The sequence below is a fragment of the Nereida ignava genome, from assembly GCF_047114695.1.
Taxonomy (GTDB): domain Bacteria; phylum Pseudomonadota; class Alphaproteobacteria; order Rhodobacterales; family Rhodobacteraceae; genus Nereida; species Nereida ignava.
The window spans coordinates 1,910,514-1,931,789 of sequence record NZ_CP112885.1; the positions used below are offsets into that span (position 1 = coordinate 1,910,514).

21 protein-coding genes and 1 tRNA gene are annotated in these 21,276 nt (G+C 53.0%); 8 read left to right on the forward strand and 14 right to left on the reverse strand.

The window, feature by feature from the left end:
* Position 1 precedes the first annotated feature (1 nt).
* From OLX08_RS09455 to rpmH, 11 genes are all read right to left on the reverse strand, one after another.
* Entirely contained in the window at positions 2-628 is a 627-nt protein-coding gene (locus tag OLX08_RS09455) for a ferredoxin (protein ID WP_391481062.1), read from the reverse strand.
* Positions 625-1,419 (reverse strand): sterol desaturase family protein, encoded by a 795-nt coding sequence (locus OLX08_RS09460; RefSeq protein ID WP_391481063.1) that lies wholly within the window; start codon positions 1,417-1,419, stop codon positions 625-627. Before OLX08_RS09460 ends, OLX08_RS09455 begins: the two co-directional genes overlap by 4 nt.
* 54 nt (positions 1,420-1,473) lie before the next feature.
* Complete coding sequence (argB, locus tag OLX08_RS09465) at positions 1,474-2,337, reverse strand: acetylglutamate kinase (RefSeq protein ID WP_048599015.1); 864 nt, start codon at positions 2,335-2,337, stop codon at positions 1,474-1,476.
* Positions 2,338-2,395: 58 nt separating this feature from the next.
* Entirely contained in the window at positions 2,396-3,046 is a 651-nt protein-coding gene (gene yihA / locus OLX08_RS09470) for a ribosome biogenesis GTP-binding protein YihA/YsxC (protein WP_048599014.1), read from the reverse strand.
* A gap of 1 nt (position 3,047) precedes the next feature.
* The gene (locus OLX08_RS09475) at positions 3,048-3,788 is read right to left on the reverse strand and encodes an MOSC domain-containing protein (RefSeq protein ID WP_391481065.1); all 741 of its coding nucleotides are present in this window, start codon (positions 3,786-3,788) and stop codon (positions 3,048-3,050) included.
* Entirely contained in the window at positions 3,788-5,590 is a 1,803-nt protein-coding gene (gene yidC, locus OLX08_RS09480) for a membrane protein insertase YidC (protein WP_391481066.1), read from the reverse strand. The genes OLX08_RS09475 and yidC overlap by 1 nt, the downstream gene beginning before the upstream one ends.
* A 121-nt stretch (positions 5,591-5,711) precedes the next feature.
* Positions 5,712-7,136 (reverse strand): putative bifunctional diguanylate cyclase/phosphodiesterase, encoded by a 1,425-nt coding sequence (locus tag OLX08_RS09485; protein WP_412535652.1) that lies wholly within the window; start codon positions 7,134-7,136, stop codon positions 5,712-5,714.
* Positions 7,137-7,280: 144 nt separating this feature from the next.
* Entirely contained in the window at positions 7,281-8,165 is an 885-nt protein-coding gene (gene ttcA / locus OLX08_RS09490) for a tRNA 2-thiocytidine(32) synthetase TtcA (RefSeq protein WP_391481070.1), read from the reverse strand.
* Positions 8,162-8,416 carry a membrane protein insertion efficiency factor YidD gene (yidD, locus tag OLX08_RS09495; RefSeq protein WP_048599010.1) on the reverse strand — a complete coding sequence of 85 codons (255 nt, stop codon included), beginning with the start codon at positions 8,414-8,416 and terminating at the stop codon, positions 8,162-8,164. The genes ttcA and yidD overlap by 4 nt, the downstream gene beginning before the upstream one ends.
* The gene (rnpA, locus tag OLX08_RS09500; RefSeq protein ID WP_391481072.1) at positions 8,413-8,817 is read right to left on the reverse strand and encodes a ribonuclease P protein component; all 405 of its coding nucleotides are present in this window, start codon (positions 8,815-8,817) and stop codon (positions 8,413-8,415) included. Before rnpA ends, yidD begins: the two co-directional genes overlap by 4 nt.
* A gap of 17 nt (positions 8,818-8,834) precedes the next feature.
* Positions 8,835-8,969 (reverse strand): 50S ribosomal protein L34, encoded by a 135-nt coding sequence (rpmH, locus tag OLX08_RS09505; RefSeq protein WP_048599009.1) that lies wholly within the window; start codon positions 8,967-8,969, stop codon positions 8,835-8,837.
* A 279-nt stretch (positions 8,970-9,248) separates the two neighbouring features.
* Between rpmH and OLX08_RS09510 the strand changes: the two genes are divergently transcribed.
* From OLX08_RS09510 to OLX08_RS09525, 4 genes are all read left to right on the forward strand, one after another.
* On the forward strand, positions 9,249-9,980 hold the full coding sequence (locus OLX08_RS09510) for a TVP38/TMEM64 family protein (protein WP_391481073.1): 732 nt from the start codon (positions 9,249-9,251) through the stop codon (positions 9,978-9,980).
* A gap of 2 nt (positions 9,981-9,982) precedes the next feature.
* On the forward strand, positions 9,983-11,401 hold the full coding sequence (locus tag OLX08_RS09515) for a dihydrolipoyl dehydrogenase family protein (protein ID WP_391481074.1): 1,419 nt from the start codon (positions 9,983-9,985) through the stop codon (positions 11,399-11,401).
* Between the two features lie 30 nt (positions 11,402-11,431).
* Entirely contained in the window at positions 11,432-12,832 is a 1,401-nt protein-coding gene (locus OLX08_RS09520) for a sensor histidine kinase (protein WP_391481076.1), read from the forward strand.
* Between the two features lie 62 nt (positions 12,833-12,894).
* Positions 12,895-12,971, forward strand: a tRNA-Arg gene (locus OLX08_RS09525).
* Positions 12,972-13,000: 29 nt separating this feature from the next.
* On the opposite strand, the gene OLX08_RS09530 is transcribed toward OLX08_RS09525, so the two are convergent.
* Positions 13,001-13,297, reverse strand: coding sequence for a hypothetical protein (locus OLX08_RS09530; RefSeq protein WP_391481077.1), 297 nt, complete (start codon positions 13,295-13,297; stop codon positions 13,001-13,003).
* 267 nt (positions 13,298-13,564) lie between these two features.
* On the opposite strand from OLX08_RS09530, the gene OLX08_RS09535 reads away from it, so the two are divergent.
* Genes OLX08_RS09535 through OLX08_RS09545 form a run of 3 tightly spaced genes read left to right on the forward strand, consistent with a single transcriptional unit; the run spans position 13,565 to position 19,009 of the window.
* Positions 13,565-14,263 (forward strand): ImuA family protein, encoded by a 699-nt coding sequence (locus tag OLX08_RS09535; RefSeq protein WP_391481078.1) that lies wholly within the window; start codon positions 13,565-13,567, stop codon positions 14,261-14,263.
* Complete coding sequence (locus tag OLX08_RS09540) at positions 14,154-15,698, forward strand: Y-family DNA polymerase (RefSeq protein ID WP_391481079.1); 1,545 nt, start codon at positions 14,154-14,156, stop codon at positions 15,696-15,698. The genes OLX08_RS09535 and OLX08_RS09540 overlap by 110 nt, the downstream gene beginning before the upstream one ends.
* Complete coding sequence (locus OLX08_RS09545) at positions 15,698-19,009, forward strand: error-prone DNA polymerase (RefSeq protein ID WP_391481080.1); 3,312 nt, start codon at positions 15,698-15,700, stop codon at positions 19,007-19,009. Before OLX08_RS09540 ends, OLX08_RS09545 begins: the two co-directional genes overlap by 1 nt.
* Before the next feature lie 187 nt (positions 19,010-19,196).
* Here OLX08_RS09545 and OLX08_RS09550 read toward each other — a convergent pair whose 3' ends face one another.
* Both OLX08_RS09550 and OLX08_RS09555 read right to left on the reverse strand, forming a co-directional pair.
* Positions 19,197-20,039, reverse strand: a complete 843-nt coding sequence (locus OLX08_RS09550; RefSeq protein ID WP_391481081.1) for an IS3 family transposase — start codon at positions 20,037-20,039, stop codon at positions 19,197-19,199.
* 11 nt (positions 20,040-20,050) lie between these two features.
* On the reverse strand, positions 20,051-20,320 hold the full coding sequence (locus tag OLX08_RS09555) for a transposase (protein ID WP_391481083.1): 270 nt from the start codon (positions 20,318-20,320) through the stop codon (positions 20,051-20,053).
* 55 nt (positions 20,321-20,375) lie between these two features.
* Here OLX08_RS09555 and OLX08_RS09560 point away from each other — a divergent pair, with 55 nt between their 5' ends.
* Positions 20,376-20,501: a hypothetical protein gene (locus OLX08_RS09560; RefSeq protein WP_391481084.1), complete on the forward strand. Its 126-nt coding sequence runs from the start codon at positions 20,376-20,378 to the stop codon at positions 20,499-20,501.
* The last annotated feature ends 775 nt before the right edge of the window (positions 20,502-21,276 follow it).

Sequence of the window (21,276 nt, forward strand, 5' to 3'; positions counted from 1 at the left end):
CCTAAACGAAGACGCTCATATGATAGGCGGATTGGGCCGCGGGGCGGTCAAAGCGCTGGCTGACCGGACATGCCCGTCTTACTGCGCACCCTTGTGTCATACAGTCAGTGCCCTCAGCGCTGTTCAGATAAGCCTTACATGCAGGTACATCGTAAGCGGTGTCCTGTCCCAATGCACCGACTGGACAGGCGGTCAGACAGGGTTTCTCGGCACAGGTTATGCAAGGAGACGGGGCGGATGGCGTAGGTACCAAGTAAGGCTGGGATAGCTTAATCGCACCGCGAATAGAGACCATCAATCCGGCTTTTTGGTGGACCATCATCCCAACAGGGCTCTGGAAGAATTGGTCACTCCCAAGCGCCCACTGGATGAATGGCGCGTACGGCGGACCATCAGATGGGTAAACCGTTGGCCGCCCATCAGCTAGGCGAGTAATGATGCGCTTGGACCATGTATCAACAGGGTCTGGCACGTTGTTTTTGTATTCTGGCGATTTGGTGAAAACATCCCAGAACGTTGCATCCGCCCCAATCAGAACGATGGTGCCATTGCCTTCGAGATCAGGGCATTCTGCCATAATGAAAAGGCCATGCGGCGCTGCCTCAGCACTTAGATGCGCAAGGTTCATCGACGGCGAAATGGTAGAGCAAGGCTCCAACCCAGCTGTGATGGCCGGTTGTCCTGCCATTCCAAGCCAATGTTCATATCGCTGTGCCCGTCTTTGGGTTGCGCGATGTAGGTTCCGAACAGCTGATCCCAAATCGACAGCGAAAACCCGTAATTACTGTCGTGTTCCGCACGGTCGGTCGAGTGATGAACGCGGTGCATGTCCGGTGTGACCAAAATTCTGCGCAGTATGCGGTCAACGGGCTGGGGGATGTTGATATTCGCATGGTTGAACATGGCACAGCCGTTCAGAATAATCTCGAAAATCACGATGGCTACGCCAGCAGGCCCCAATGCATAGACCAGCCCAACTTTCAGCAGCATTGAGAAGGCTATCTCAACGGGATGAAATCTAATGGCTGTCGTTACATCAAGGTCGCGGTCGGCGTGGTGAACCCTGTGAATACGCCACAAAAACGGGACCTTGTGTGTGATCAAATGCTGGGCCCAAATCGCGAAGTCGAAGATCAACAAGACAAGGACTAACTCAATTACAAAGGGCAAGCTTACCTGATTGAAAAGCCCCCAGCCCAAGCGCTCTGCATCGAACGCGGCGCCCACGGCAAGCAGGGGCAGGACGACAGAAAGCGCACGTAACGTCAGCGTATCCAGCAGGGTGATGCCCCAATTCGTCAGCCAGCGTTGTGGCTGTGATTGAACACGCTTACGGCGAGGAGCCCATGCCTCGACACTCGCGAAAATCGCGAACAGCCCGATAAAGATCGTTAGACGAATGAGTGCTTCATTTTCCATGCCGCAAAGGTGCCTCAGTGAATGGCGCGTGACAAGCCACGACTTTGTGAAGCGCTAGCGGCGGATGATTGAACCGGCACCGTGGTCTGTGAACAGTTCGAGCAAGCAAGCATTTGGCGCACGTCCGTCCAAGATTACCACCGCGCGCACGCCGCCTTCTATGGCCGCAAGGGCGGTCTCGGTTTTCGGGATCATACCGCCGGCAATCACGCCTTCTTTGGTAAGTTCCCGGATTTGATCGGCGGTGATGTCAGTCACGACCTCGCCGCTTGCGTCTTTCACGCCCGCCACATCCGTGAGCAATAATAAGCGGTCCGCCTTAAGCGCCGCAGCGATTGCACCTGCGGCTGTGTCACCGTTGATATTGAATGTTTCACCGTTGGCGCCAGCTCCAAGCGGAGCGATCACAGGAATTGTACCGGCCTCAAAAAGCGTGTGCAATACGCTTGTATCAATCTCTGACGGCGTTCCGACAAAGCCCAGATCAGGGTTTGTTTGCGTGCAGGTGATCAGCCCCGCGTCTTTACCTGACAGGCCGACGGCCTTGCCGCCTTGGGCGTTAATCGCTTGGACAATTTTCTTGTTTACACGGCCCGACAATACCATCTCGACCACTTCAACTGTGGCTTCGTCTGTAACGCGTTTGCCGTTCACAAAGTCCGACTGAATGCTCAGCTTATCGAGCATCTCGTTGATCATCGGTCCACCACCATGAACGATCACAGGGTTCACACCGACTTGCCGCAACAAAACGATATCGCGCGCAAAGCTTTCCATAGCCTCATCGCTGCCCATAGCGTGACCACCAAATTTGATCACTACAATCGCATCATCATAGCGTTGCAAGTAGGGCAGCGCTTTGCTGAGGGTGCTGGCGGTGGCGATCCAATCGCTTTTCATGGCGTTCTGCTTTTTCATGTCGGTGTCCTCTTGGCGCTTGTTCGTACTGGGGAACGTGATGCCTGCCAAGGTAAGATTAGGTGAGGGTGTGAATGATGTGCCGCAGAGTGGCGATGCCGTCACCTTTTTCCGAGCTGGTCATGATGATCTCTGGGTAGGACGCGGGATGCTTGGCCAGCTTCGATTTGACTTGTTCCAGCATCTTGTCCTTTGCGCCGCCCTTTACCTTGTCGGTTTTGGTCAGAACGCATTGAAAAGTTACTGCCGATTTATCGAGTAGGGTCATGATTTCTTCGTCGACGGGCTTCACCCCGTGGCGCGCATCAATCAAAACAAACGCTCTTCGAAGACTTGCACGGCCTGAAAGGTAAGCCTTGAGCAAGCGCTGCCACTTTTCAACGATCGGGATCGGTGCGTTTGCAAAGCCATAGCCCGGTAAATCCACAAGGTAGTGGCTTTCGGTTAGCGTAAAGAAGTTAATCTCTTGGGTGCGGCCCGGAGTGTTCGATGCACGTGCTAAACCTTTGCGTCCGGTAAGCGCGTTGATCAAGCTGGATTTACCAACATTCGATCGGCCTGCGAAACAGACTTCCATGCGGTCGGCCATTGGCATGCCATCCATCGCGACGACGCCTTTCAAAAAGTCGGTCTCACCTGCGAAAAATACCCGTGCGGCTTCGACTTCTTGTGGAGTTGGCTCTTCGGCCAGTGTGAATTGCATGTCCATTTCAGAGAAACTCAATTTTGTCTTGCACTGACGCATGGCCAGATTTGGTTGCGCGCAAATAGACGCCAAAATCTTTGTGGCCCCAATGCTGCGTTAAGGTGTTGAGCACATCTGCATCGCGCTCGCCTGTTTGTGGGTTGGCGTGCGTGGCCAAGCATCTGGTGATTGGTTCAACCACTTCGAATTCGGCGGTGCCGATACGGATTTCTTTGCCTATCCAATTAAACTCGTCCCATGGTTCTGCGCCATCGATCCAGATGTTACCACGAAAGCGGGTTTGGGCCATATCTGCGCCGATTTTCTCGCTTAGATCTGCCAGACTGGCCGTGTTCAGAAGGGAGATCGATGTGTAGGGTGTATCAGTCATGCCGACGTCTGCACGTACGACCTTCACCGATTGGACGCGGTCTTGCGGCATTAAGTTTTTACACCATGCCAAAAAATCCGCCGTGTCGCCATCCGGATCAAAGCTAAGTGTTTGAGCATCCGGGTGCGATAGGGTCACGATACCAGTGTCTGTATCAGTAATCGCACGCACGGCCATCAGCTGTGGTGCTTTTCCACCGCGGCTGAAGTTTGCGCAACTTGCCCATGTACTGCCATCAGTCTTGGCCGCTTCATGGGCGACTGCCCACTTACGGTCCCACGGCATCGTCTTGCCAGCGATGAAATCAGACGTGCTGAGCGCTTCGTGACCGTGGCCCTTGATGGGGTGCCGCCAAAGGGCCGCGATCCGAAGCATTAGGTTTCTTCCGTTTTCGACTTACGGCTGAAGCCTTTTTTGATGTTTCCGAAGACGTCCGGCTTGATGCCCTGACTGCGCATAATCAGGTACTGTTGGCTAAATGTGATCGTGTTGTTCGCAATCCAGTAGATGACCAAACCGCTGGCAAAGCTGCCAAGCATGAACATGAAGACCCATGGCATCCATGCGAAAATCATCGCTTGGGTCGCGTCTGTGGGCGCCGGATTCAGTTTTTGTTGTAGCCACATTGAGATGCCCAAAATGATAGGCAATACGCCAAGCGACAGGATGTAAAAGATGCTTGTTGGCTCAGGTGTTGCGTATGGCAGTAGGCCGAACAAGTTCAGGATGGAGGAGGGGTCCGGTGCCGAAAGGTCACGAATCCAACCGATCCATTCTGCGTGGCGCAATTCGATCGTGACGAAAATCACTTTGTAGAGTGAGAAGAAGATCGGGATTTGCATCAAGATTGGCAAACAACCCGAGGCTGGGTTTACCTTGTTCTTTTTGTAGAGCTCGATCATGCCCTTTTGCATTTTCTCGCGGTCATCACCCGCCGCTTCTTTCAGCTTCTCCATCTCTGGTTGAAGCTCTTTCATGCGGGCCATTGATACGTATGATTTATAGGCGAGTGGTAGCAAAATTGCCTTAATCAAAAGCGTCAGGGCGATAATGGACCAGCCCATGTTCCCGATCACGGCGTTGAGCCAGTGTAGTACCGCAAAGATCGGCTTGGTCAGGAAGAAAAACCAACCCCAATCGATGCTGTCGAGGAAATTGTAGATGCCGCCGTCATTTTCGTAATTGCGGATGGTCTCCCATTCTTTCGCACCAGCAAAAAGTTGTGTGCTGACAGAAATGGTTTCGCCCGCAGCAAGGTCTACCGTTGGCAGGCGTGCTTCGGACCGGAACGTGTTGCGCGCTTCGTTATATTGCAAAACGCCCGTAAACTGCTGCGCGCTTGCGGGGATAAGCATCGACATCCAGTAGTGATCGGTGAAACCAAGCCAGCCGTTTTGTTGGATTTGCGCAACATCGGCGGTCGCGCCCCAGCGGTCATCGCGGTCAAAGTCGGAGATGTCGTCGTAGTCATACTCGGACAGTTCCTCACCCGTCTGGCGCATGGCGCCTTCGTGGATAATGAAGAAGTTCTTAAGCGTTGTGGGAATTCCATGCCGCATGAGCGCGCTGTAAGGGGCGAGACGCGCGGCGGCATCTGCTGTGTTTGTCACGGACTGTTCGACGCTGAACATAAAGTTTTCATCAACTGAAATGACGCGGGTAAAGACAAGGCCCTTGCCGTTATCCCAGCTAAGGGTCACGGGGGTATTCTCCGTGAGTGTCGCACTTGCGTCTGCGTTCCAAATCGTTGTTGCTGTCGGGACATCCTCAAAACCCAACGCGCCGCCGGGAGCCCAACCAAAATCAGCATAAAACGCTTCGGGTCCATCGGTGCCGCGGAACAGTCGCACGATGCTGGCACCTTCGTCGAGAGACGTCTGATATGATTTCAGAGCCAGGTCGTCGATACGGCCACCTTGCAGTGAAATGCTGCCGGACAATTCTTTGGTATCGATCGCGATGCGTGGAGCGTCCGTGCGCCCTTCGGCTAATTCCTCTGGGGCTGTTCGCTGTTGCGCAGTAACGGGGGCTGCTGCAGGTGCGATGGTGCTGGTCTCTTGGGTTGCCACTGCGGGCTGCGGTGCCTCGGCGGGTGGCGGCACGAGAAACGGCCAAATGATAATAACCGCAAGGCACAGAACACTTGCCAAGATCAGATTTCTATTTTGCTCGTCCATTGTCGCCCGCCAGTCTCTAAATCTAGTGGGGCGGTTGAACCTTTATGAGGGCCAAACGTCAAGGGGAAAGGGCTTTTTCGAACGTGTGAGCGACAATAAGACAAGTTTGATGCGCACCGTTTCAGGCAAACCGCTGTGTCAGCGACTGTACGTTTGTTACTTTGGTCTTGTGGGCGCGAATCCATGCAGGGGTTTCCTCCAAGGGCATCGGCTTTGCTAGCCCGAAGCCCTGAACGTGATGGCAACCTATCTGGGCCAGTTTGGCATGCTCGCTAAGGGTTTCGACACCTTCAGCCAGTGCTTCAATCCCGAGCTCATTCGCCATGGATATAATTGCCCGAACCATTTTACTTTGTGCTGCCTCGCTATCAACTTTGGTAATGAACGATCGGTCGATTTTTAGTCGGTCAATTCCAAATCTGCGAATAGCAGCGATTGAAGCGTGGCCTGTGCCGAAATCATCTAAATCAAGCAAACAGCCAATATCTGATAGGCGCGCAAGGTTGTGGTGAATGATGTCATCGCCGCTACCAGCCATGACTGTCTCAAGCACCTCAACACAAAGCCGATCAGCGCTTAGGTCTTGGCGATCAAGCTCCCATTCGATCCGTTCGACAAGCTTTGGGTTGCGTAAATCATCACTCGCGAAGTTCACCGAGACATGTGGGATATTGACCCCCTGTTGGTCCCAATCCTTGAGTGCGCAAAAGCTCGCGCGTAGCATTCGTTCGTTCAGTCGCTCCATTAACCCCGCATTTTCGAGTGTTGGCAAGAAATCCGACGGCGGGATGAGGCCACTGTTTGGGTGATGCCATCGGGCAAGCGCTTCAAATCCAGATATTTCGCCTGTTGCGATGCGTACTTGCGGTTGAAACCACGCAGTAATTGCACCGCTTTCAAGAGCATCAAAAACCTGCGCATTCCGCGACATTTGATGTTTGGCTGGTATCGTAAGCTCTGGAGAATACGCGCGTACTGCGCCGGGACCTTGGCGTTTAGCATCCATAAGCGCGGTAATGGCGGCGGATTGATATGCCTGTGGTGTTTGCTTTGAAACGCGCGACAGCAAAGCGAAGCCGATTGAGGCCGAACACAAAACAGTAGCGTTATCGACCAAATAGGGCTGTGCGATTGCGGTCTGAATACGGTTGGCGATTTGTAACGCCGCTTCAAGATCAAGCCTTGGGTCTGAGCCGATTACGATAATGATGGGACCATCGTCAGACGCCTGCGCGGTGTCAGCATCGCGAAGAACACCCGCAATGTTGGCCAACGCTTGCGCACAGACAGTTTCTGCGCCTGCAACACCGTGGATATCTTTAATGGTATTAAGATCGTCAAGTTGCAGGGCCAAACATAGGCTGTTTTTGTGGGTTAGTGCGCGTTCGGAAATCGCACGTTCAAGTGCTGAATTAAGGCTTTGCGCTGTTCTAGGGGGAGGTGAGAGAGCTAGGCGCTGTTTGCGAAGCAATGCTGCAATAATCACAGCACAGGCAAGCGCAGTTCCGATCCACAGGCCTTTGGCTTCCCCAAGAAGTTGACCCATCAATGGCAGAAGCGGGCTAAGCGCAACGCAGCTATGTCGCAAAACCTCGCGTATGTTCGCCCAATAGCCCATTCTGTCGCCGCTCCACCATTACTTTCGTGATTGGATACGATACAGAATCTTCGTGATTGCTTAACGTGAGAGTTAATTATCTAAAGAGTTTGATGAAAATTGGGACTGATTGCTATTGAGCCCCAAGAAATCAAAGAGATTTGTGTCCAGCATATGAGCAGGATTTATGTTGGCTAGTGCTCGGAACATGGTTTGGCGTCGCCCGGGGCTGTTGGCCTCCCAAGTGTCGAGCATTTGTTTGATCTGTTGGCGTTGAAGGCCGTCTTGGCTTCCGCATAAATCACACGGAATGATCGGGTAGTTGAGAGCTTTGGCAAACGCCTCGCAATCCGCTTCAGCGACATGAGCAAGAGGACGGTAGACGAACAAACCCCCGTCTTCATTGAGTAACTTCGGTGGCATCGCTGAAAGTCTTCCACCGTGAAACAGGTTCATCAGAAAGGTTTCAAGAATGTCATCGCGGTGGTGTCCCAAAATGACGGCTGAGCATCCTTCTTCACGGGCAATGCGGTAAAGATTTCCGCGTCTTAGGCGTGAACAGAGCGAGCAAAACGTCCGGCCCTGCGGAATTTTATCCATGACAATTGAGTAGGTGTCTTTGTACTCGATACGGTGGGGAACCTGCATTTCCTGCAGAAATTTTGGCAACACGGTCGCGGGGAAGTTGGGTTGGCCTTGGTCTAGGTTGCACGCGAGTAGATCGACAGGAAGCAACCCGCGCCATTGCAACTCATAAAGTGCAGCAAGCAGAGTGTAGCTGTCTTTACCACCCGACAAACATACCAGCCATTTCTGTTTGGGTTCACGCGGATCAAGCATGCCGTATTGATCAATTGCCTCGCGGGTTTGCCGGATGATCCGCTTGCGAAGCTTTTTGAATTCGGTCGTTTTGGGGGCGGCGTTGAAAAGCGGGTGAATGTCGTTGGGCACATCGAGGGCTGGCGAAGCGTCAGTCATTGCTGATCCGTTTCATCTTTTTGGTTGGCTGGCTTGGGGACGGGATCGTAACCGTCACGTCCAAGCGGGTGGCAGCGTCCGATCCGGCGAATGGTAAGCCAGCCGCCTTTTAATCCGCCGTGTGTTTGCAGTGCCTCAAGGGCGTAAGCGCTACAGGTGGGTTGATAGCGGCAGTTGAACCCGACCCAAGGGCTGAAAATAAGACGGTATGCACGAATTGGCAGGGCTAGTACGAAGGCGAGGGGGCTCATTGGTCATGAACCCGCTTTAGCGCGTATTGAAGGTCAGCGCCTAGGTCGTTGAAATCGCGGGTTGCGGTAATCTGGGCGCGCCCAACCAGCACATAGTCCCAGCCTGCGCGCCCCTCATTAGTTAGAATTAGTCGCGCAATTTCGCGCAGCCGGCGTTTGGCGCGGTTGCGGGCCACGGCATTGCCGACTTTTTTGGAGCAGGTGAAGCCAACGCGCGCTGGGCCGTCGTCACCGCGTGGGCGGGCCTGTAGGTGCACGCCGGTTGTGCCTTGTCGTTTGGCGCGTGCTGCTGCTAAAAAATCAGCCCGTTTGCGCAGAACCTCTAACGGTTTGCCTGAACGAGAAAAAGTCGCCTGCGGAATGTCCGAGGCGACTTTGTCAAATGTGGTATGCGATGCCATTTGGCGCCGCGCGTACTTTACGCGCTCAGCGACTTGCGGCCGCGCGCACGACGTGCGTTCAGGATCTTACGGCCAGCTTTGGTGGCCATGCGCGAACGGAAGCCGTGGCGGCGTTTGCGAACAAGGTTCGATGGTTGGTAGGTGCGTTTCATATCGCGGTCCTCAGAATCTGGCCCAAACCTATTGAATAGATTCGAAGGCCGTTTGAATTAGAAGCCTGTCTCTAGAGCGGGTCAGCCGAGCTGTCAATTCAGATCACGCGTGTTTTGTTGCAATTATTCGCGGAACCTCACACAAGATCACGCAAAACTGTAACATTTGTCCGTTTCCCATCAATGGCGCGTGACAATCATGCTTTGCGCCTAGGGTATTTGGCCAATACCCGCCATTCAGGGCCCAACGCAATAAATTATGCAAAGAAGCCCTGACACATGACTGATGCTACTGAAACTGACAAAACCGGCATTGGCCGCATGCTTCCTATTCTACTGATCGGCACCGTTGCCGTTGCGGGGGCATTCACTTTGAAAGATTACCTGACGTTCCAAGCGTTGGCTGACAACCGCGAGGCGTTGCTGGCATTTCGTGATAGCAATTACGTGGGCACGGTGCTTGGCTTCATAGTCATCTACACGTTGATCGTCGCGTTTAGTCTTCCGGGGGCAACGATCGCCACCCTGACTGGTGGTTTCTTGTTTGCGACTTTCCCTGGCGCGCTTTTCAACATGACCGCTGCCACGTTGGGTGCCACGGCAATCTTTATGGCCGCCAGATGGGGCTTCGGGGAAAAGCTGGGTGCAAGGCTTGAGGCAAGTGACGGGATAGTCAAGAAAATCAAGGATGGCATCGATGAAAACCAATGGTCGATGCTTTTTTTGATACGTCTTGTACCGGCGGTACCTTTTTTCGTGGCTAACCTTGTGCCCTCGTTTCTGGAAGTGCCGCTACGGCGCTTCATGATTTCTACATTCTTCGGGATCATTCCAGGCTCTGTGGTTTATACCTCTGTTGGAGCTGGCTTGGGCGCTGTTTTTGAGCGCGGCGAAACACCTAATCTTGGCATTATTTTTGAGCCACAAATCATCGGCCCCATTATTGGCCTTTGTGTTCTGGCGGCATTGCCAATTCTGATCAAAGCCGTTCGCGGCAAGCAAGGACTGTGACTATGAGTACGCGATTAAAGACGGATATTTTGATTATTGGCGGTGGCTCTGGGGGGCTTTCACTTGCCTATGGCGCCAGTCAAATGGGCGCGGATGTTACGCTGCTTGAGGGCCATCTGATGGGGGGCGATTGCCTAAACTTTGGCTGTGTGCCGTCCAAGGCTTTGATTGCGGCCGGCAAACATGCCCACGCTATGGGGGCAGGTGCGGTTTTTGGGGTGACACCTGTTGTGCCTGAAGTGGACTATGCTGCTGCAAAGCATCATGTGCGTAGCGTAATTGACACTATAGCACCCGTTGATAGCCAAGAGCGGTTCGAAGGTGTTGGTGTGCGCGTTATTCGTGAGTACGGCAAATTCATTTCGCCCACCGAAGTGCAGGCTGGTGATACGGTTATAACGGCGCGGCGTGTTGTGGTTGCAACAGGATCAGGCCCGTTTGTGCCACCAATCCCCGGCATTGATGATGTGCCCTATTTTACCAATGAGACAATCTTTGATCTGCAAGATCAGCCAGAGCATCTCATTGTTATCGGTGGCGGGCCGATCGGGATGGAAATGGCGCAGGCGCACCGCCGACTAGGCTGTAAAGTTACAGTTATCGAAGGTGCCAAAGCCATGGGAAAAGATGATCCTGAAATGGCTGCCGTCGTTCTTGATAATTTACGTTCAGAAGACGTGGAGATTATTGAGCAAGCCCAAGCCGAAAAGATTAGCGGCACAAATGGCAACATTACCGTACACACGCCTAAGGGTGATTTTACCGGCTCTCATCTTCTTGTGGCTGTTGGTCGCAAAGTGAATATCGACAAACTTAATCTGGATGCGGCAGGTGTTGAGTATGATCGCACGGGCATCAAGGTGGATGCCAATCTCAAAAGCACAAATCGCCGCGTTTATGCTGCTGGTGATGTTGCTGGCGGGTTGCAGTTTACACATATGGCTGGCTACCACGCAGGCGTTTTGGTGCGCAGTCTGGTTCTTGGCTTGCCTGCAAAGGCCAGTACGCACCACATTCCGTGGGCCACGTACACAGACCCTGAACTTGCGCAAGTTGGCCAAACCGAGGCGCAGGCCCGTGATGTACACGGCGATAAGCTGACTGTTGTGCGCTTTCCGTATCACGAGAATGACCGCGCCATTGCCGAAGGCAAAACCAAAGGTCTGATCAAAGTGATGGTAGTCAAAGGCAAGCCTGTCGGTGCCTCTATTGCGGGTGCTCATGCGGGTGAATTGATTGGCATGTGGGCCATGGCAATTGCCAATGGTCTCAAGATGTCCGCCATTGCCAACACGGTTTTGCCTTATCCCACGATTGCCGAAATCAACAAACGCGCTGCTGGCCAATACTTCAGCCCCAAGTTGTTCGATAGCGCCATGGTGAAACGTGTGGTGCGGTTCGTGCAGCGTGTGATACCCTAGGCCAATATCGGCCCGTGGGGCGGAGGATGTATGATTAAATCTCTCTCGGGACGCTTTTTGCTCCTGACCATAATTTTTGTGATGTTGGCGGAAGTGCTGATCTTTGTTCCGTCGATTGCGCGGTTCAGAGAGGACTATCTATTGGCGCGTCTTGAACGTGCGCAGATTGCGTCGCTTGCCACACTTGAAAATGATATGATTAGCGTTGAAACCGAAGAAGAGTTGCTGCGCAACGCGGGCATTTATAATGTTGTTCTGCGCCGTGACCAAGTGCGCCGTCTTGCGCTTTCGACAACCATTCCCAGCCCTATTCATGAGACGTTTGATTTGCGTAGCCCGTCTGCGTGGGTGTTGATTGGTGATGCGTTGCACCGTTTTGTGGACCCAGAGCCACGCGTGATCCGGATCATCGGCAATCCAGTTAATGATGCAGGCACGCTGATTGAGGTAACCCTTGGCACAGCGAGCTTACGCGACGCGATGGTGTCTTACGGGTTGAATATTCTGCGCCTGTCGCTGCTTATTTCCGTTGTCACTGCGGGGCTTTTGTTTGTTGCGGTTCAGTGGGGGCTTGTTCGCCCAATCAATAACTTCGTCTCCGCAATGAAAGACTATCAAAGTGCGCCAGAGGATGCGCGCAAAGTGATCAAGCCGACGGCCTCAATAACTGAGCTTCGCGAAGCTGAAGAGGCTTTGGCTACCCTTGAAGAACAGCTAACGCATCTTTTGAAGCAAAAAGATCGTCTTGCTCAACTTGGTGGCGCAGTGAGTAAAATCAGCCATGACCTACGTAACATTTTGACTTCGGCGCAGCTGTTTACGGACCGCATTGAAATGTCAGAGGACCCCACTGTTGCGCGTCTTGCCCCGAAGCTGGTCAACTCAATCACGCGCGCGGTTAATTTATGCGAAGCGACCCTTGCGTTTGGACGGGCAGAGGAAGCCGCCCCCAGCCTGAATCGCTTTGCATTGGCCGATGTTGTGGGAGACGTCATCGCCAGCGAGCAACTTGCTGTGGGAGATTTTGCCCTTGATTTGGTTGATGATACGCCCGCTGGCATGATGATCCGTGCGGATGCAGAACAGCTTTACCGCGTCGTTGGAAACTTGGTGCGCAATGCGCGGCAGGCGATTGTCGCAACGGGCAAACCCGCTCAGATTATGATCTGTGCCGATGAAACCCCCAACGAATGGACAATCCGCGTTAAAGATACGGGACCAGGCCTGCCGCTTAAAGCGCAAGAGAATCTCTTTAAGGCGTTTGAGGGGAACGCGCGCAAAGGCGGTACTGGATTGGGCTTAATCATAAGTCTTGAACTTATTCGGGGGCACGGAGGGGATCTGTCGCTTGAGGCTTCTGGACCAGAAGGCACATGTTTTCTGATCCAATTGCCAAAATCTGATCTCACTTTGGCAGCGGCAGCAGAGTAATTTGGAAAACCTCATTTTTAGGGCTTGCAACGCGCGCTGAGCAACGGTAGTTCGGCGCCAGTGGACCGATAGCTCAGCTGGATAGAGTACTTGACTACGAATCAAGGGGTCGGGGGTTCGAATCCTCCTCGGTCCGCCAAATGTAGAAACCCCATTGATTTTATTAGATTATTCGGCGTTTGTTCCAACTCGATAAAGTGAGTTGGACCTTTGTACTCCCGTTACGGTTTTTATCAGGTCGGCAGATTGGCTGTAGTGCGCGGCTTCGCTGTGCGTTTCGCAGCTTAAAATCGCCATGCGTTTTTCTGGATCGGCCCCGTTTTCTTTGAAAATAGGCACACGGCCTTTATGGATGCCTTGGGCGTTCAATTGTTTCAGTCCGGCGCTATTGCAGGCGCATGAAAAACAAGATGCTGCGCTCTTTTCCGGTCGGCTGGCAGCGCCGCGTGCGGCCAGGTAGGTCATATGGCGCGCGCCGCATCTATCGCGGCTTACACGGCATCGGATGCCTCAAGCCATGCGGGTACGTTTGATAAGTGTGAAACTGCGTATGTGCCGGTTTTGGTGTGCTTATCGAACCTATCCGCTTTTGACGTTTTCTGGCCCCAACTTCACAACGTCGCCAATTGCCGCGCAGGTTTGGTCCAGCAATCCATTCCTATTTCAATTGGCACTCAAATTATCTCATCTAGTTTGCTAGCAGGAACATAACGTGAACATTATAGTTGGTGTATGGTCAGCGATTCGTCATATGGGCAGGTTTTGCAATTTCCGCAGCAGGTCACCTTTGGGCGGCCCGCTCTGACAGACGTGCTGTGCAACGCGGCGGCGGATGGGGGGGCAATTGGCGTAGTGTTGGCCGAACTTGGCCAATCCGATCAGCCGATTGTTTGGGTGCAGGATTACGCGGCGCGGCGCGAGGCTGGGCAACTTTATGCTCCGGGGCTACGCGCGTTACGCAGCACCCAGCCCATTTTGCGCGTCACTGTCAGCCATCCACGCGATGTGCTTTGGACTATGGAGGAGGCTGCGACGTGTGCCGGTTTAAGCGCTGTAATTGGCGAGGTGCATGGCGCGCCAGCCGTGCTAGATTTCACTGCCACCAAACGGCTTGTGATGCGGGCGGAGGCGTCTGGCGTACCCCTATATCTGATCCGCAGTGGCGATCCTGGCGTGTTGAGTGCGGCGCGGGCACGTTGGCGGGTAGGGTCGCTCCCCTCGCGGCTCAATCCGAACGACCCGCAGGCGCCGGGTGTAGCGCAATGGGATTTAGATTTGTTTCGTGCAAGGGGCCGCGCGCAAGGGCGTTGGGTGGCGCAATATGACCCAACAGCAGCCCACACAACAAATCGTTTCAGTCTGGTTCCCCGATCTGACGCTGGATCGTTGGAGGCGTGTGGCCAGTCAGTACAGATCGGTACCGAGTCATGATGTGCCTGTGGTCCTGTCCCGCAATGGTACGCATGGTCCTGTTGTCTACAGTCTAAGCACTGCGGCCAAGGATCGGGGGATCAATCGTGGGGACCGCGTAGTGGACGTTCAGGCAATCCATTCTGATCTGCATGTGGAAAGTGCGGATTTAGACGGTGATCAGGCCCTCATGCAGCACCTTGTGCATTGGGCGCGTCGCTGGTGTCCTTGGACGGCACAGGATGGGACAGACGGGCTTTATCTTGACGTGACGGGTGCCTCACATCTGTTTGGGGGCGAAGCGCGAATGTTGCGCGATATGGTGCAACGTTTTGCAATGCAGGGGCTGGCTGCGCGGGTCGCAATGGCCCCAACGCCACTTGCGGCAAATATGTTGGCACGGTTTGGCGCGCCATATCAAATCAGCACGCAGCAAAATATCATCACCGCTTTGGCCCCGCTACCTGTGACCGCGCTGCGTATCACGTCAGATATGGACAGATTGCTGCATCGCTTGGGTATTAAAACCATCGGTGCGCTTGCCGCTATTCCGCGGGCTGCCATGATGCAGCGGTTTGCAAATGTTGCAGCGGATCGCAATCCGTTAATTTTGCTAGACCGCGCCATGGGCCACAGCCCTGATCCGTTGAATGCCCCGCCAGATAACGCGCGGTTTATGGCCCGCGCCCGATTGGCTGAACCCGTGATTGACCCTATGCCGCATCTTAAAGCGCTCGTTGACGATCTGTGCCGAAGTTTAGCGGACGTCGAAAAAGGGGTGCGTCAGTTACTTCTGACCATCTACCGCATTGATAGCGAGTGTCGCACGGTGCAGCTGGCCACCGCCAATGCCAGCCGAGATCCCGCCCATCTTCTGCGTCTATTGGACGGAAAATTAGACGATATTGATCCCGGTTTCGGTTTTGATCTGCTGACGCTTGAGGCACTGCGCGTTGAACCTGTGTTACGAATTCAGGAAAATCTGGATGGGAAACGCGACCCACAAAAAGATATTGCGGGGCTGGTGGATCGCCTAACCGCCCGGTTGGGGCGAGACAAAGTCACTTGGTCGACGTGGTGCGAAAGTCATGTGCCCGAACGTGTTGAGGGCCGCGTCCCCGCCTTGCAAGGTGCCCCCAGTGCTGCGCCAGAACTGTTGCGCGATAGGCCCATCCGTGTCCTTGATCCTCCCGAAGAGGTCCGCGTGATTTATGCCGTTCCCGAAGGCCCGCCTTCGCAATTTCGCTGGCGCGGAATGCTGTATAAATCAACTCGTCACACGGGTCCTGAACGCATCGCACCCGAATGGTGGCGCGACAAACCGGGTACGCGGTTGCGCGATTATTATAAAGTTGAAGTGCAGGATGGTCGCCGCTTTTGGCTGTACCGCGAAGGGGTGATTAATGACGGGCGCGGGGCGGAGCCACGTTGGTTTATGCACGGGTTTTTCGCGTAATGCCTCTGCAAGAAGGGCACCCACGCCGCACCTTAGGCGAAGATAACCAGTTCACATGGCATCCCCCCAGCCCCTATGTAGAATTCGGACTGGCCAGTTGTTTTTCGTTTCTGCGCGCCGCGTCTGATGCTTGCGATTTGACGGCAACAGCCAATTTGCTGGGTTACGATCGTATCGGCATTGCAGATCACAACACTCTGGCAGGTGTAGTCCGCATCCATACAGAGGCCGCCAAAGCCTGCGTCACGCCTTTGATAGGGGCGCGGTTGGTATTGTTATGTGGCACAGAATTGCTGGCCTACCCGCAAGATCGTGATGCCTATGCGCGATTGTCTACGCTGTTATCCAAGGGAAAAATGCAAACCGCTGACGGTGCGTGGCAGGATAAAGGTGAAACGCATCTGACGCTGGAAATGCTGCGCGATCATGCGCAAGGGCTGCATCTTATCGTCATGCCACCCGAAAATCTCGATGTGTTTGCAGCCGGATTACCCCGTCTGACCAAAGCCTTGCCTGATATGAACTACATCGGTGCGTCGTTTCTATATCGCGGGGATGACCGGGCGCGGATCAATCGGCTTGATCGCTTGGCGCGTGCGCATAACCTTTCAATTCTGGCTACGAACGATGTGCTATACCACGCGCCGGATCGCCGCCCTTTACAAGATGTGATGGTCGCTATCCGTGAAGGTGTGACTGTGCCTAATGCCGGTTTTCTGTTGGGGGCAAACGCAGAACGCTACCTGAAATCACCCACCGAGATGTGCCGCTTGTTTGCTGACTGGCCACACGCAATTTCTGCAACGCGCGCACTTGCAGATAAGATCAGGTTTCAGCTGAAAGATCTCAGATATGAGTACCCGCATGAAATTGTGCCGGCGGGAAAGACAGCCCAAGATCAGTTAGAAAAGCTTACATGGGAGGGGGCGAAAACCCGCTATCCAGATGGCACACCGGAACATGTTATCGCCCTGATCCATAAAGAATTTGCGCTGATCAAGAGTAAGGAACTCGCGCGTTATTTTCTGACGATCCATGATATTGTTCGCTTTGCTCGAGAAGAAGCAACGCCCCCCATTCTGTGCCAAGGACGCGGGTCGGCGGCCAATTCTGCGGTGTGCTTTTGCCTTGGGGTTACGTCTGTTGATCCGAATGAAACCAGCGTGCTGTTCGAACGCTTTCTGAGCGAAGAACGTGATGAGCCTCCCGATATCGACGTAGACTTTGAACACGAGCGCCGTGAAGAGATTATCCAATACATGTATGGCAAATATGGTCGCCATCGCGCGGGGCTTTGTGCAACGGTTATCCATTATCGCCCCCGGTCTGCCATTCGTGAGGTCGGTAAAGCGATGGGGTTGTCAGAAGATGTTACATCAAAACTTGCAGGTACTGTTTGGGGCAGTTTTGAGGGGCAATTAGATGATGATCGCGCCAAAGAGGCGGGACTTGATCTGTCTGCCCCTTACCTTCGGATCGTGTTGAAGTTGGCCCAACAAATGATCGGTATGCCGCGCCACCTGTCCCAGCACGTGGGTGGTTTCATCCTGACAGAACGGCCCCTGACTGAAATTGTCCCCATAGGTAACGGGGCTATGCCAGAACGGAGCTTTATCGAATGGGACAAGGATGACATCGAGGCACTTGGTATATTTAAGGTGGATATTCTGGCGCTTGGGATGCTGACATGCATCGCCAAATGCTTTGATCTGATTGATGCGCATTACGATCAGCAGTTTGAATTAGCCACTGTGCCGCAGGATGATACCGCCACCTATGATATGCTGTGCAAGGGTGACAGCCTTGGTGTGTTTCAGGTCGAAAGCCGTGCACAAATGGCGATGCTGCCAAAACTGCGCCCTCGTAGATTCTATGATCTCGTGATTGAGGTTGCCATCGTGCGTCCTGGCCCAATTCAAGGCGACATGGTGCACCCTTATTTGAGGCGGCGGCAGGGTATAGAAAGCGTAGTTTATCCAGCACCAGGTCCACAACACCCGCAAGATGAGCTGTTCAAAATCCTAAGCCGCACTCTTGGCGTGCCGATTTTCCAAGAACAAGCCATGCAAATCGCAATGGACGCGGCCAAATTCACGCCCGCCCAATCCAACGTCCTACGCAAGGCAATGGCGACATTCCGGTCACGCGGGACCATTGAAGCACTGCAATCCCAGATGGTCGGGAACATGGTGAAACGCGGCTATGATCCTGTGTTCGCGCAACGCTGTTTTGACCAGATTAAGGGCTTTGGCGAATACGGCTTTCCAGAAAGCCACGCGGCAAGTTTTGCTAAACTGGTCTATGTCTCAAGCTGGATGAAATGCCATTATCCGGCGGCTTTTGCCTGCGCCTTACTGAATTCCCAGCCCATGGGGTTTTACGCGCCTGCCCAGATCGTGCGCGACGCCCGTGATCACGGAGTCGAAGTGCGCGAGGTCGATGTGAACTATTCCGATTGGAACTGCACATTGGAACCATCGGACGGCGGCTTTGCTCTGCGACTGGGGATGCGGCTGGTGAATGGCTTGGGCGAAGATGCCGCCTTACGCATTATGGCGGCGCGGGATCGGCCCTTTGATAGTCTTGCAGATATCAAAGAACGTGCGCGTATTGACACAAAGGCTATTAAATCTTTGGCCGCCGCAGATACATTCCGTTCCACAGGTAGCGATCGCCGTAATGCGCTATGGCAGGCACAAGCACTTAAAGATGCACCCGCGTTGCCGATTTTTGAACACGCAGATATCAGCGCACGTGGACCTGATCCAGAAGTCGCGTTGCCCGCAATGGCCAAGGCCGAGCATGTTGTCGCTGATTATCAAACCCTGCGCCTGTCGCTCAAGGCTCATCCGATAGCATTTTACCGGGCCAGCCTACGCAAACAAGGGTTCGTGTCCTCTGCTGACTTGGGCCGTATGTATCATGGGCAAAAGGTGTCGCTGGCGGGATTGGTATTGGTGCGCCAAAAACCAGGTAGTGCAAAGGGAGTTTGTTTTATCACGCTTGAGGATGAAACAGGTGTCGCAAACCTCGTGATCTGGCCCAAGCTGTTCAAGACGTACCGGCCAACAATCATGTCCGCACGCCTATTGGTCGTCAAAGGTCATGTACAAACCGATGGGCGCGTCATCCATGTGGTTGCCGATGATCTGCAAGATCGCAGTGATCGTCTGTTGGGCTTATCGGACGCACAACTGCCCGAAACCAAAACGCGCGGCGACCATCCGACCCATCCCATTCCCGGACAGGTTGGGATCAGGGGTCATCCGCGTAACGCGCGTATCATCCCAAAGTCGCGCGATTTCCATTGAAATCATTAACGTAGGTAAGGACAGGTCAAGTACTCACCCTATTAGCCCCAGTGCAAAAAGTATTGGGCTTATGGGTAATATTGACGTTCGCAGATAAAACTTTGGCTCTCTGATGAATGTCTCAGTGTCTATTCATTTATACGGCGTAACACTGCTACACATTTTGCTATACATGGATGAAGTGTGTCTAGCCCCCAATTTCAGTGCCACTAATTTTGGATTTCTCTAATAAGGTTTCTGGCATGGGAGGTCGCATTCCGAGTGCATGATGGGGCCTGATGTGATTGTATTCTTTGAGCCAAATATTGATTGCGACCTGAGCCTGTTTGATGCTGTGGAACCATTCAGCGTTTAGGACTTCTTGGCGAAGAATACCGTTGAACCGTTCATTGTAACCGTTTTCCCAAGGACTGCCTGGGTAGATTTGGATTGGTTTGACGCCAACCTTTCTGAGCCATTTTTGAAGGTGTTCAGCTACGAACTCCCCGCCATTGTCAGATCGAATGCATTCAGGCTTTCCGTATTTCATCAGCAAACGATGTATGACACGCAAAACATCATCTGAGTTCATCTTGTCTTGCACCTCAACGCAAAGAGCTTGGCGGGTAAACTCATCTAAGACGGTCAGCATCTTGTAGCTGCGCCCGTTACTCAGCTTGTCGTGAACAAAATCAATTGCCCAAACATGATTGGGATGCATTGGGCGCAAACGGATGACCGAACTGTCTTTGTGATACAGCCGCCTTCGTTTCTTATGCCGCTCTGGCAGCTTCAGCCCTTCTTCGCGCCATAAACGCTCAACTTTCTTGTGATTGACGTGCCAACCTTCGATCCGCAGCAACTCAGCGATCTTTCGATATCCGTACCGACCATACTGCTTGGCAAGGCGGATCATGGCCAAGCGCAATGCGTCATCACCTTGAACCTTCGTTTTGTAATGCAAGCTAGAACGCGAGACGCCGAGAACCGCACATGTGCGCCGTTCTGACGTATCAAGTCTTTGGCGGGTATGGATTACGGCCTGACGCAACCCATCAACCGTCAGGCCTTCGGCTTTAAATAATCGAGGCTCTCTTTCAAGATCAGCTTGTCCAGTTGGAGGTCCGCAACGATTTTCTTCTTCAGTGCTTTCATTTCTGAGAGCTGCGGTCGCCCTAGACCACCGAACTTCTTGCGCCAATAGTAATAGGTCTTGTCCGAAATACCCGCCTTGCGACACGCGCCCACAACATCCAACCCATCATGCAAATGAACATCAATCTCGCGCAATAACTTCAGTGCATCCTCATGTGAATACCGTTTCCGTGCCATTCTCTGTCACTCCCTTAGTCAACAAATAGTGGCACAGTTTTAGGGGGCCAAGACAATGGTTCATGCAAGCGATCTAACTGTTATGGATATTTACCTTAGCTTACGGTTCATTTTGGGTGATGTTTTGGGCGCTGCAGTTGTGCTTTTGGGGGCAAATGTGCTACCTAAGCGATGGGTCTAACTTATTGAGAGCGTAGCGGTTGCGCTGCCTACCACTTTGTTTTCCGAACACTCCGGCGTCAGTCAAGCGTACTAATAGCCGGTGGTAGCTTGCGTGTGGGATATCTTTGCACCACTCGGATTTCCGAATTTGGTCTGACGAAAAGAGACCATCTGTATTGCAGCACTCTACTGCAGCATAATACAATCTTTTTTCAATCTCATTTAGTCGATCTAGTCCAAACTCTTGTTCCGCAACTTCCAGAGCCCGTCGGAGTTTCATTAATTTTTTTTCGCGGTTCATTATGTTACCAATATTTACCACTATTGCGGTAGACATAGCGATACACAGTCAACTCATCAATTATAGTTATTACTAAAGAATTTGATGTAGGGAATAAACCGGAGCTCCCGTATCTGTAGGCAGATCTAAGTTTAAATTTACTGGCAGCTGGCAATCAGATGTCAGTGAAAGGGTGTGGGTTTATCTCGAAGCTGGCTTTTCCTCGAGGGATGAGATCATAATCAATACCCACCCATTGGTAATGAATTGGGTGGGAAGATCTTATGCGTTTGGCTGGGCTACACAGGTAGGACCGATTTTTGATATATTTTCGGTTATCTGACCCTTGGAAACTCAATATTCTAGGCACTATGATGCTATCATTCAGTATTTGAATGGACAAACTTGGGCTTCTTCAGACTAAAGATAACTGAAATGAACATTTGAGAGAGCACAATCGCGTGACGATTCTGTGGGCTTAGTGCAAGCCTTTGGCACAATCCCCACGGCGACA

Excerpts from the sequence above, each read along its gene's own strand:
- OLX08_RS09560 (WP_391481084.1), top strand. The coding sequence starts at position 20,376 with ATGGTTCATGCAAGCGATCTAACTGTTATGGATATTTACCTTAGCTTA.
- OLX08_RS09475 (WP_391481065.1), bottom strand. The coding sequence starts at position 3,788 with ATGCTTCGGATCGCGGCCCTTTGGCGGCACCCCATCAAGGGCCACGGT.
- yidD (WP_048599010.1), bottom strand. The coding sequence starts at position 8,416 with ATGAGCCCCCTCGCCTTCGTACTAGCCCTGCCAATTCGTGCATACCGT.
- OLX08_RS09530 (WP_391481077.1), bottom strand. The coding sequence starts at position 13,297 with ATGACCTACCTGGCCGCACGCGGCGCTGCCAGCCGACCGGAAAAGAGC.
- OLX08_RS09510 (WP_391481073.1), top strand. The coding sequence starts at position 9,249 with ATGACTGATGCTACTGAAACTGACAAAACCGGCATTGGCCGCATGCTT.
- argB (WP_048599015.1), bottom strand. The coding sequence starts at position 2,337 with ATGAAAAAGCAGAACGCCATGAAAAGCGATTGGATCGCCACCGCCAGC.
- OLX08_RS09555 (WP_391481083.1), bottom strand. The coding sequence starts at position 20,320 with ATGGCACGGAAACGGTATTCACATGAGGATGCACTGAAGTTATTGCGC.
- OLX08_RS09535 (WP_391481078.1), top strand. The coding sequence starts at position 13,565 with ATGGTCAGCGATTCGTCATATGGGCAGGTTTTGCAATTTCCGCAGCAG.
- ttcA (WP_391481070.1), bottom strand. The coding sequence starts at position 8,165 with ATGACTGACGCTTCGCCAGCCCTCGATGTGCCCAACGACATTCACCCG.
- yihA (WP_048599014.1), bottom strand. The coding sequence starts at position 3,046 with ATGGACATGCAATTCACACTGGCCGAAGAGCCAACTCCACAAGAAGTC.
- OLX08_RS09545 (WP_391481080.1), top strand. The coding sequence starts at position 15,698 with ATGCCTCTGCAAGAAGGGCACCCACGCCGCACCTTAGGCGAAGATAAC.
- OLX08_RS09460 (WP_391481063.1), bottom strand. The coding sequence starts at position 1,419 with ATGGAAAATGAAGCACTCATTCGTCTAACGATCTTTATCGGGCTGTTC.
- rnpA (WP_391481072.1), bottom strand. The coding sequence starts at position 8,817 with ATGGCATCGCATACCACATTTGACAAAGTCGCCTCGGACATTCCGCAG.
- rpmH (WP_048599009.1), bottom strand. The coding sequence starts at position 8,969 with ATGAAACGCACCTACCAACCATCGAACCTTGTTCGCAAACGCCGCCAC.
- OLX08_RS09485 (WP_412535652.1), bottom strand. The coding sequence starts at position 7,136 with ATGGGTCAACTTCTTGGGGAAGCCAAAGGCCTGTGGATCGGAACTGCG.
- OLX08_RS09515 (WP_391481074.1), top strand. The coding sequence starts at position 9,983 with ATGAGTACGCGATTAAAGACGGATATTTTGATTATTGGCGGTGGCTCT.
- OLX08_RS09520 (WP_391481076.1), top strand. The coding sequence starts at position 11,432 with ATGATTAAATCTCTCTCGGGACGCTTTTTGCTCCTGACCATAATTTTT.
- yidC (WP_391481066.1), bottom strand. The coding sequence starts at position 5,590 with ATGGACGAGCAAAATAGAAATCTGATCTTGGCAAGTGTTCTGTGCCTT.
- OLX08_RS09455 (WP_391481062.1), bottom strand. The coding sequence starts at position 628 with ATGAACCTTGCGCATCTAAGTGCTGAGGCAGCGCCGCATGGCCTTTTC.
- OLX08_RS09540 (WP_391481079.1), top strand. The coding sequence starts at position 14,154 with ATGACCCAACAGCAGCCCACACAACAAATCGTTTCAGTCTGGTTCCCC.